15 protein-coding genes are annotated in these 8983 nt (G+C 60.7%); 6 read left to right on the top strand and 9 right to left on the bottom strand.

Annotated elements, in window-relative coordinates:
• Positions 1–100: 100 nt before the first annotated feature.
• A complete protein-coding gene (locus J5N58_RS17465) occupies positions 101–550 on the bottom strand; it encodes a MarR family winged helix-turn-helix transcriptional regulator (protein WP_112830769.1) in 450 nt (149 codons plus the stop codon).
• 167 nt (positions 551–717) lie between these two features.
• On the opposite strand from J5N58_RS17465, the gene J5N58_RS17460 reads away from it, so the two are divergent.
• The 3 genes from J5N58_RS17460 (at position 718) to J5N58_RS17450 (ending at position 2498) form a co-directional block, all read left to right on the top strand.
• Positions 718–1149 (top strand): organic hydroperoxide resistance protein, encoded by a 432-nt coding sequence (locus tag J5N58_RS17460; protein ID WP_244711953.1) that lies wholly within the window; start codon positions 718–720, stop codon positions 1147–1149.
• Between the two features lie 244 nt (positions 1150–1393).
• The gene (locus tag J5N58_RS17455) at positions 1394–1777 is read left to right on the top strand and encodes an MbcA/ParS/Xre antitoxin family protein (protein WP_113338981.1); all 384 of its coding nucleotides are present in this window, start codon (positions 1394–1396) and stop codon (positions 1775–1777) included.
• Complete coding sequence (locus tag J5N58_RS17450; RefSeq protein ID WP_244711951.1) at positions 1737–2498, top strand: RES family NAD+ phosphorylase; 762 nt, start codon at positions 1737–1739, stop codon at positions 2496–2498. The genes J5N58_RS17455 and J5N58_RS17450 overlap by 41 nt, the downstream gene beginning before the upstream one ends.
• 170 nt (positions 2499–2668) lie before the next feature.
• Here J5N58_RS17450 and J5N58_RS17445 read toward each other — a convergent pair whose 3' ends face one another.
• Positions 2669–3535: a DUF3800 domain-containing protein gene (locus tag J5N58_RS17445; RefSeq protein WP_113338925.1), complete on the bottom strand. Its 867-nt coding sequence runs from the start codon at positions 3533–3535 to the stop codon at positions 2669–2671.
• A 306-nt stretch (positions 3536–3841) separates the two neighbouring features.
• Complete coding sequence (locus tag J5N58_RS17440) at positions 3842–4291, bottom strand: MarR family winged helix-turn-helix transcriptional regulator (RefSeq protein WP_244711949.1); 450 nt, start codon at positions 4289–4291, stop codon at positions 3842–3844.
• 116 nt (positions 4292–4407) lie between these two features.
• Here J5N58_RS17440 and J5N58_RS17435 point away from each other — a divergent pair, with 116 nt between their 5' ends.
• The 3 genes from J5N58_RS17435 (at position 4408) to J5N58_RS17425 (ending at position 6544) form a co-directional block, all read left to right on the top strand.
• A complete protein-coding gene (locus J5N58_RS17435) occupies positions 4408–5136 on the top strand; it encodes a DUF899 domain-containing protein (protein ID WP_113426256.1) in 729 nt (242 codons plus the stop codon).
• 24 nt (positions 5137–5160) lie between these two features.
• On the top strand, positions 5161–5649 hold the full coding sequence (locus J5N58_RS17430; RefSeq protein WP_113426248.1) for a DUF1579 domain-containing protein: 489 nt from the start codon (positions 5161–5163) through the stop codon (positions 5647–5649).
• Between the two features lie 118 nt (positions 5650–5767).
• Entirely contained in the window at positions 5768–6544 is a 777-nt protein-coding gene (locus J5N58_RS17425) for a VOC family protein (RefSeq protein ID WP_113438614.1), read from the top strand.
• 48 nt (positions 6545–6592) lie between these two features.
• On the opposite strand, the gene J5N58_RS17420 is transcribed toward J5N58_RS17425, so the two are convergent.
• The 6 genes from J5N58_RS17420 to J5N58_RS17395 form a co-directional block, all read right to left on the bottom strand.
• Positions 6593–6736: a hypothetical protein gene (locus J5N58_RS17420; protein ID WP_162748266.1), complete on the bottom strand. Its 144-nt coding sequence runs from the start codon at positions 6734–6736 to the stop codon at positions 6593–6595.
• A 4-nt stretch (positions 6737–6740) separates the two neighbouring features.
• Positions 6741–7166 (bottom strand): PACE efflux transporter, encoded by a 426-nt coding sequence (locus J5N58_RS17415; protein WP_244711946.1) that lies wholly within the window; start codon positions 7164–7166, stop codon positions 6741–6743.
• A gap of 245 nt (positions 7167–7411) precedes the next feature.
• Positions 7412–7642, bottom strand: coding sequence for a hypothetical protein (locus tag J5N58_RS17410; protein ID WP_113338919.1), 231 nt, complete (start codon positions 7640–7642; stop codon positions 7412–7414).
• 60 nt (positions 7643–7702) lie between these two features.
• The gene (gene rpsU, locus J5N58_RS17405) at positions 7703–7942 is read right to left on the bottom strand and encodes a 30S ribosomal protein S21 (RefSeq protein ID WP_112830778.1); all 240 of its coding nucleotides are present in this window, start codon (positions 7940–7942) and stop codon (positions 7703–7705) included.
• A gap of 75 nt (positions 7943–8017) precedes the next feature.
• Positions 8018–8299, bottom strand: a complete 282-nt coding sequence (locus tag J5N58_RS17400; RefSeq protein ID WP_113338918.1) for a cold-shock protein — start codon at positions 8297–8299, stop codon at positions 8018–8020.
• A gap of 246 nt (positions 8300–8545) precedes the next feature.
• The gene (locus J5N58_RS17395; RefSeq protein ID WP_112830780.1) at positions 8546–8755 is read right to left on the bottom strand and encodes a cold-shock protein; all 210 of its coding nucleotides are present in this window, start codon (positions 8753–8755) and stop codon (positions 8546–8548) included.
• Positions 8756–8983 lie beyond the last annotated feature (228 nt).

The raw sequence follows: 8983 nt of genomic DNA, 5'->3' as shown, positions 1-8983 counted from the left end.
CGCAGGCGCCCTCCCGCGCAGCGGGTTCGTTCTGCGGCCCCGTAAATGTCCCTCGCGTAACCCGAGCCAGGTGCCACGTCCGCCCCCGAGGTCGGCGGTCTCAGGCCACGGCGTCCAGTTCGTCCTTCAGCTTTTTCAGATTGTCGCGCAGGCTTTCCAGTTCCGAAAGCGAGCAGCCCGTCGCCTGGCCGATGGCGCGCATCACGCCGACGGCCTTGCCCTTCATCGTCCGGCCGTTCTCCGTCAGCGTGACATAGACCTGGCGCTCGTCGGCCGTATCCCGCTGCCGTGTGACATATCCCGCCTGTTCGAGCCGCTTGAGCAGCGGCGAAAGCGTGCCGGAATCGAGCCCGAGCCGTTCACCGAGCGTCTTCACCTTCAATCCGTCTTCCTCCCAAAGCGCCATCATCGCGAGATATTGCGGGTAGGTGAGGCCGAGCGGCTCCAGGAGCGGCTTGTAGGCCCGCGTAAACGCATGCGCCGCGCCATAGAGGGCAAAGCAGATCTGCCGATCCAGCTTCAGTTCCTTTTCCAGTTCCTTGTCGTCCATCGGTGGATCGAAGCCCCTTGTCTGCGCGCAGGGGAATTGTCGCCAATTCCCGGTTCGGAAGCAATGTGAAAAAAGACAGTTGCGCACAATTAATTTTTGCGATATACAAAATCCATCGCCAACCCCCACGACCCTATCAACCAGACAAACCTGCAAGGAGAATGACAATGGCTATCCTCTACACCGCACAGGCTTCCGCCACCGGCGGCCGCGCCGGCCGCGCCGGCCGCGCCGTCACCGACAACGGCGTCCTCGACGTAACGCTCACCGTTCCGAAGGAACTCGGCGGCGATGGCGCCACCGGCACCAATCCGGAACAGCTTTTCGCTGCCGGCTATTCCGCCTGCTTCCTCGGCGCGCTGAAGTTCGTCGCCGGCAAGGAAAAGGTGAAGATCCCGGAAGACGCGAAGATCACCACCCGCGTCGGCATCGGCCCGCGTGAAGATGGCACCGGCTTCGGCATCGAAGTCGCCATCACCGCGGAGATCCCCGGCCTCGAGCGTGAAGTGGCCGAAAAGCTGGTCGCTGCCGCCCACATCGTCTGCCCCTACAGCCACGCCATGCGCACCTCGACCGAAGTTCCGGTCACTGTCGCCTGATCCCTTCTGGCGCCGTCCCCCGCGGCGCCGGTCTGCCCCGCATGTTGATCCACCGCCAAAGGCCGGCCTTGCGCCGGCCTTTATGCTGTTGCCGAGGGGGTCTGTCGAAAACCGGTGCATCCTCTTTAGTCGTGCCCCATCGGGGCCGGATGCCGATACCGGCGCAGGACAACCGTCCAACGGTTGAAAAACTTGTCCATGGAAAGAAAAGTGCTATATCTTATCCATGGAAAGGAATGATGCCATGCTTCACGCGCTTGAAAGCCCCCAGGCTCCGGCCTCCGAAGCTGCGACCGTTACCAAGGCGGTGATTGCCGCAGCCGACCGGCTGGGTCTCTCCGCCCGCCAGCTTGCCGGTGTGATCGGCGTGTCGGAGGCGAGCGTGTCGCGCATGAAGCGCCTCGACTTCCAGCTCGAGCGCGGTACGAAGCCGTTCGAGCTTGCGCTTTTCCTCATCCGCCTGTTCCGCTCGCTGGATGCGATTGCCGGTGGCGACGAAGGTGTTTCCCGCGCGTGGCTGCGCGCCGGCAATGTCGCGCTCGGCGGCGTGCCGCTCGAAAAGATCGCAACCGTTTCCGGCCTGGTCGATGTCCTTGCCTATCTGGACGCCCGCCGCGCTCTCGTCTGAGGCTGTCGCCATCTCCGGCGCCTTCTGGCGTCTGGTCGAGGCGCAGCATCAGGTGTCGACCATGAAGCTGGTCGATACCGTCGAGGAGCAGACCCTGCTCGAAAGCCTGCTGGAGGAGACCAAGCCCGTGCTTCCGCCGGAATGCGCAGGGCTCGACTATCTGCTGGCGACACCCTTCCGCTACGGCGGCGTCTATCCTCATGGCTCCCGCTTCCGCCGCGCCGGGCGAACGCTTGGCGTCTATTACGCGGCCGGCCGCGTCGAAACCGCATTGGCCGAAATGGCCTTCTATCGCCTGCTGTTCTATGCCGAATCGCCGGAAACGCCTCTGCCGGCCAATGCCGGCGACTACACCGCCTTTTCCGCCGCGATCGCCACGGAAACCGCGATCGACCTTACCTTGCCTCCGCTCGTCCGCGACGAGGCGGCATGGACCGATCGCCGCGACTATGCCGCCTGCCAGGCGCTGGCCGATGCCGCGCGGGAAGGGGGCGTCGAGTCGATCCTCTACCGGTCCGTCCGCGATCCCTCGGGCGGCATGAACATCGCGCTGCTGACGGCGAAGGGTTTTGCCGCGCGCGAACCCGTCGAGCGCCAGACCTGGCGCATCCGCCTGTCATCCGCCGGCATCCAGGCGCTCTGCGACTTCCCCCGCCGTCTCGTCGGTTTTTCCATCGCGGATTTCTCGAGCGACGAGCGGCTGAAGGCCAGGTTCGGGTGAGGGCGGCTACGAATAGGTTGGTCGCGAGCGCCACCGATAGCGATCTTTTGCTCAAAGTAGATCGCTATACAGCAACACCTCATGCGGATGCGCGACTCGACAGCTGTTTTAAGCGGCAAGGCGGGATATGGAAAGAGCGGACGAATGGCGTAAACCATTCGTCGAAAACGTTACTTAGAAAATTTCGCTTTTAGTGCTTCCAGTTTTGGAGCGATATCAACATCACGATGGTCGATGGTTCTAAGTCCGTACATTTTTTGCGATCCATAGTGATTTTCACTCTGAAAAACTACTTCGGAAAGAGGCGTGTGGTACTTTTGGCAATGAGAGTAATCCAAAAGGCCTTTTTCCAAGACTGCCACGTCTGAGGAGAGTTTATGTCGGTAAACGTCGGCATAGATCATACCAGACACGATGTCGGCGATTTGCAGTCCAGCAGTAATTCCCGAGTCTGCAAACATTGGAGCTTCAACGATTCGCTTCAGGAGCTTTCCTTCATTATTTCCAAATATAAAGCTCAGGTAGCTAGTCGCGACAGTGTAATCGACACCGTTCCCTTTGCGCATGTGAGCCATGCGTGAGTCCATGATAATGATGCCCTGCTCATCAGATTCTCGCAGGAACACATCAAATCTTTCAGCTAATATCTGCAATCCCTTTGTGTAAATCGAGGAGCGCGGCATAGGATTATTTACGCTCTTCAAAAAATTTACTCCGAAGGCTCTTCCTTTATATTCTTTTATGAGGTCGAGGACTTTATAAGCGAAAACCTTATTTCGTTCGGATGCTGCATTTCGAGGTGCGAATAGATCGCTACCTTTTACCTCCCAAACAACGTCTATCTTTGTCGAGGCATCGATTTCTTTGGCAAAAAACTCGCGCTTCAAACGAAGATATCCGCGATCATAGTCGCGCCATCGATCTATGGGAAGCGCGACCCCTGCCAACGTAAACATGGGCGTTATACCAGGTTTTAATGGAACCGTGTGAGCATCCGTCGTCCCGGTTTCATCAAGATAAAGTGCCCACGCGACCATTAAGTGCCCCCAAAACACAGACGGCCCTTCCTAAGAAGAGCCGCCTTAATCGCTCACTTTGATCATGCGATCCATCGTCCCTATCGGACAATTAAGTGAGCATTTCATAACTAGGTTCATTTGACCGGGCCGTCAATATGGCCATCGTTTATAAAACGACCATGCGCTGAAATGGTTTCAATTCTGGAAATTTACAAATGCTTTGCCGTTCGATCAGCCATTCAAAAATGAACGAGATGTTTCCGACTTTTAATGGGACGGTAGAAAACGCGTTTTGGTGTGAAGCAAAGTGCCGCCTCCGTCCGCCTATCTCGAAATCTCCATCAGATCGCGCCTGAGGCTGTCCGCATCGCCGGAGGAAAGCTCGGCCTCCACGGCGGCATGGGTGTCCCGCCAGATCGGCAGCGCTGCCGAAAGCACCGCCATGCCGTCTTCCGTCAGGCGCAGGCGCTTGCCGCGCTTGTCCTTCGGGTCCGGCTCCACCGAGACCCAGCCCCGGCGGGCGAGCGGTTTGAGCGCGGCGGTGAGCGTGGTGCGGTCCATGGCGAGCAGATGCGCCACCGGCCCCATGGGCGGCGGCTCGGGCCGGTTGAGCGCCATCATCAGCGAGAATTGCCCGTTGGTCAGCCCGAGCGCCTTGAGCGCGGTGTCGAAGCGCCGCGCCAGCGCGCGCGCCGCCCGCTGCGCATGCAGGCACAGGCACGTGTCTCGCACATGGATCGTTGTCGAAAAGGGAATCAGACGCTCATTTGACATGTGATAAATATGTTGATATCAACCTTTTTGTCAAGTCGGAACGTTCCGGGGGAGAAAAGCGTTGGCGTGCCATGCACGCCATTTGGCGCAGACCGCGCACCGAGGAGGAGGAGAAAATGCAGCATCCTGTCGTATCCCGTGAAGAATGGCTGGAGGCGCGGCGAGCGCTCCTGTTGAAGGAGAAGGAGGCGACCCGTCTCCGCGACCGGCTGAACGCCGAGCGTCTTGCCTTGCCCTGGGTCGAGGTCGAGAAGGACTATGTCTTCGACACGCCCTCCGGCCCGAAGACCCTTGCCGGCCTGTTCGATGGCCGCAGTCAGTTGATCGTCTATCACTTCATGCTGGGCCCCGACTGGGAGGCCGGCTGTCCCGGATGCTCCTTCCTCGCGGACCATCTGGACGGCGCGCTGCCGCATCTCAACCATCACGATGTCACGCTCGTCTGCGTCTCCCGCGCGCCGCTCGACAAGATCGAGGCCTACAAGCGCCGCATGGGCTGGCATTTCCCCTGGGTCTCGGCCTTCAACAACGATTTCAACAGGGATTTCCACGTCTCCTTCACGAGGGAGGAACTCGCCTCCGGCCATGTCCTCTACAATTTCACGCAGACGCCGGCGGAGCAGGCCCATGACGAACTGCCCGGCCTGTCGAGCTTCTACCGGGACGAGGCGGGCCGCGTCTTTCATACCTATTCGAGCTATGCCCGGGGCCCGGAGGAACTGATCGGGACGCTGATGATCCTCGATCGCGCGCCGAAAGGCCGCAATGAGGGAACCACCATGGATTTCGTCCGCCGCCACGACGAATACGAGGAACGGCCGAAGGCGGCGACCTGTTGCCATTGATGCGGCCGACCGGGAGGAAAAATCATGGAATTTTCAAAACCTCGGGAAGAGCATCGCTTCCTTGAAAAGCTGGTCGGCGACTGGATCATCACGTCCTCCTCCAGTCACGAGGACTACGATCCCGCCGATCCCGCCAAGGTATGGACCGAGACCGTGCGATCGGTCGGCGGTCTCTGGTTCGTTGCCGAGGGCAGGGGCGTCACGCCGGGCGGAACGCCTGCCACGACGGTCATGACGCTCGGCTACGATCCGCGCGCCGGCCATTATGTCGGCACCTGGATCGGTTCGATGATGGACACCTTCTGGGTCTACAAGGGCTGGGTCGAGCCGGATGGTAGGACGCTGACGCTGGAGGCCGAAGGGCCCGATTTCGAGGACCCCTCGAAGACGGCGGTTTATCGCGACGTCATAAAGTTCCACGATGATGACCGCCGGCAGTTTTCCGGAAGCGTGCGCCAGCCCGACGGTTCATTCAAGACTTTCATGACAAGCGAAATGTTGCGCCGGGGCTGAGGGACGGTCCCGATGCCGACGGGCGGCGGGGAGGTGCGATCCTCGCGACCGAATACCTTGGCGGGCCGTGAGGCCCGAATATTCCTGAACAGGCAATCTGAAGAGAGAGGACCTTTCCATGCAAGGCGGATTTATCTGGTACGAACTGATGACGCCGGATACGGCGGCGGCAGCCGATTTCTATACGAAGGTGGTCGGCTGGACGGCAGCCGACAGCGGCATGCCGGGCATGGCTTATACGCTGTTCAACGTGCCCGGCTTCGAGATGGGCGTCGCCGGCATGATGGAGCTGACGCCGGAGCTTGCTTCCCGCAACATCCCGCCGAACTGGAGCGGCTATGTCATGGTCGATGACGTCGACGCCAAGGCGAAGGAATTTGCCGACAATGGCGGCACGGTGTGTCGCCAGCCGGAGGATATTCCGGGCATCGGCCGGTTTGCCGTGGTCGCCGATCCGCAAGGGGCGGTCATCGATCTTTTCAAACCCAACATGCCTGATGGCCCGATGCCGCCTTCTCCGGCGCCGAATGCGCAGGGCACCTTCGGCTGGCACGAACTGATGGCCGGCAACGGCGAGGAGGCCTTTGCCTTCTATGCGAAGATGTTCGGCTGGACCAAGGACATGGCGGTCGATATGGGGGACATGGGCATTTACCAGTGCTTTGCCCATGAGGGCAAGGCGATCGGCGGCATGATGACAAAGCCGGCGGAAGTACCGGCTCCCTTCTGGGGCTACTACATCAATGTCGACGGCATCGATGCCGCCCTGGAGCGGGTGAAAGCCGGAGGCGGGACGATCGTCTTCGGCCCGCAGGAAGTGCCTGGCGGCAGCTTCATCCTGCAATGCCAGGACCCGCAGGGCGCCTATTTCTGCCTCGTCTCGAACAAGCGGTGAGCCGATATCGGGCAGGGGCGCGGCGCTTGCCCGGCGCGCCCCTGCGCCTCAGGCCGGAACCCGCTCGCCCTGGGCCAGAGTGGAAGCAGGAGCGACGAGCCTTGCTGCATGGTCCCCGGGCGCGATCAAGCCCGTGCGGTGGGTGACGGCGATCACCGTCATCTCGCCGGCAAGCGCCCGCCGGCGCGGCAAGGCCTCAGCTTTGCGGTCTGGCCGAGGCCGGCAGGCCGAACAGCCTGTCGAAGGCGAGATTGAAGACATAGGTGAAGGCGAGAAAATAGATCAGCAGCCCGACATTGGTCACGAAGGCCTCGGCGAACGGCATGCCGAGCGTCAGCGAAAGAACCGGCGTGAGCACGAGGGCAAGGCCGCCCTCGAACAGGACCGCATGCACCGCACGGCGCAGCGCGCTTCTTCCCTTCACCGGATTGCCGCTCTCCCACCATTCGAAGAGCGTGGTAAAGACGAAATTCCACGCCACCGCCGCGATGGATGCGGCGAGCGCCGCAATGCCCGAAGAGGTCGTATCGTTTCCGAGCATCGCGAAGACCAGCATGCTGGACAGCAGGGCAAGTCCTTCGAACGAGCAGACATAGACGATTCGGCGGACGACGGGTGACATGACGATGTGCCTCCGGGACATGGCTGGCGAGAATGCGGGAGAGCCGGGCGGTGCGCCACCGTATAGCAAATACATCGGCCCCGCAGGAAGGCGATGCGCGAAAACGCTTGTCCGCCGGGCCGGCTGTTTGCTCCGGGCGGTTTCGCATATGCGGCTGCGGCCGCCCTCGGAAAGGAAGTGTCGGCAGGGAGGGAGGCGGTGGTAGGAAGGCTAGACTGTCTCCGTTTGCGGAGAAAGGCGAAGGTTCAGCGTGTGGCGGTCTTTTTCGCGGGGCGGCGGGCCTTTGGCGCAGGTTCGCCGGTCCGCCCTTCGGCGGCGTCACGCTCCAGCCGGAGCGCCTTCAGCTTTTCGGTCTTCTTGTCCCGGGCGATGACTTCCGCCTCGATGATGCCGCGGGCTGCGCTGTCTGTCGACTGCGCCTTGTCGCGGGCGTTGATCTTTTCCGGCTTGAAGAATTTTTCCTTGGTCGCGGTCACGGGGGTCCTCCGATGATGGGGGCCATGCGCCCGGTCGGGCGCAAAGCCGGGGAAGAATGGTCAGCGGCCCGGACGGGCCACTTTCTTCGGCGCGGGCAGGAGCCCTTCGCGCTGCAATTTCTTGCGCGCCAGCTTGCGTTGGCGGCGAATGGCCTCGGCTTTTTCGCGGGTGCGTTTTTCCGAGGGCTTTTCATAGGCGCTGCGCGCCTTCATTTCACGAAACAGTCCTTCGCGCTGCATCTTCTTCTTGAGAACCCGAAGTGCCTGATCGACATTGTTGTCCCGAACGAGAACCTGCAAGTGAACTCCTTTCCTGGCGGTTGAGCACCGCCTCTGGTGACTGGTGCTGACGCTTGCCGGCGGGGCCGGCGGCTGTCAGTGGTTGATGCGGATGGACGAAGGCTTGAGCCAGGGCTCGCCCTTCGCGGTTGCTTCCGGCTTTTCCGGCGGCGTCGAGGCCGTTGCCAGCAGATCGATGTCCGAGAGCACGATACGTCGATCGAAGTTTTCGGTGTCGAAGCGGATACGATACTGCTTTTCGCCGCTGTCGCTCGGCAATATGGCAACGATCCGGCACGACGTCCTGTTCCGGCCCGTGCCGGAAAAACCGTCCTTGAGGATGACGACGTCACCGATTGCGGGGTCTGTTGAAGTCATGGCCACCTCCTTCTGCTGACGTTGCGCTTTTCTCTTCACGAGGGATTGGCCGGGTCGCGGCACGCGGCCGCCGGCTGCGCAACATCCCGGCGCCTCAGCGATGCCCTTGGGCGGTGCGGAGGGCGGAATCCTCGCGAAAAAACAAAAAGGCCGGGAATGAACCCGACCTCTTCTCGTCACTCAAACCCTGAAGCGCATCGCGCTCTTGCTGCCAGTACATCCGTGGTCAGCCAGGGCGAATGACAATCACGCAGCCCGAAGGTTGTCTGCCGAGCTCTTGCCCGACCGGTTGTCGCGCACGATATCGTAGGAGATCTTCTGGCCTTCGCGCAGTTCGCGCATGCCAGCCCGTTCGACGGCGGAGATATGTACGAACACATCCGTGGAGCCTTCGTCAGGCTGAATGAAGCCGAAGCCCTTGGTGCTGTTGAACCACTTTACAGTGCCGGTATTCATAACGATTTCCTTTCAATCGTTTGGTTCGCCGGGGAGATATTCGTCCGGCTTGATCGATGTTGAGAGGAAATCTGACCGTGCGCCACAGCGCTTAGACAAAGGTCACTAGCAATCTTCGATAGCGTTAATATAGGCGTTACCGCCCATAATGCAATGAAAGAATGAAAAATATCCGAAATTTCGATTTTTGCGAGTGCCGGAAAAAACTGCCAAGTCCCCTGTTTTGTT

Source organism: Paenirhizobium cremeum, from assembly GCF_022884085.1.
GTDB classification, from domain to species: Bacteria; Pseudomonadota; Alphaproteobacteria; order Rhizobiales; family Rhizobiaceae; genus Allorhizobium; species Allorhizobium cremeum.
The sequence above is the reverse complement of the archived record's forward strand: the minus strand, read 5'-3'. Positions and strand labels throughout refer to the sequence as shown.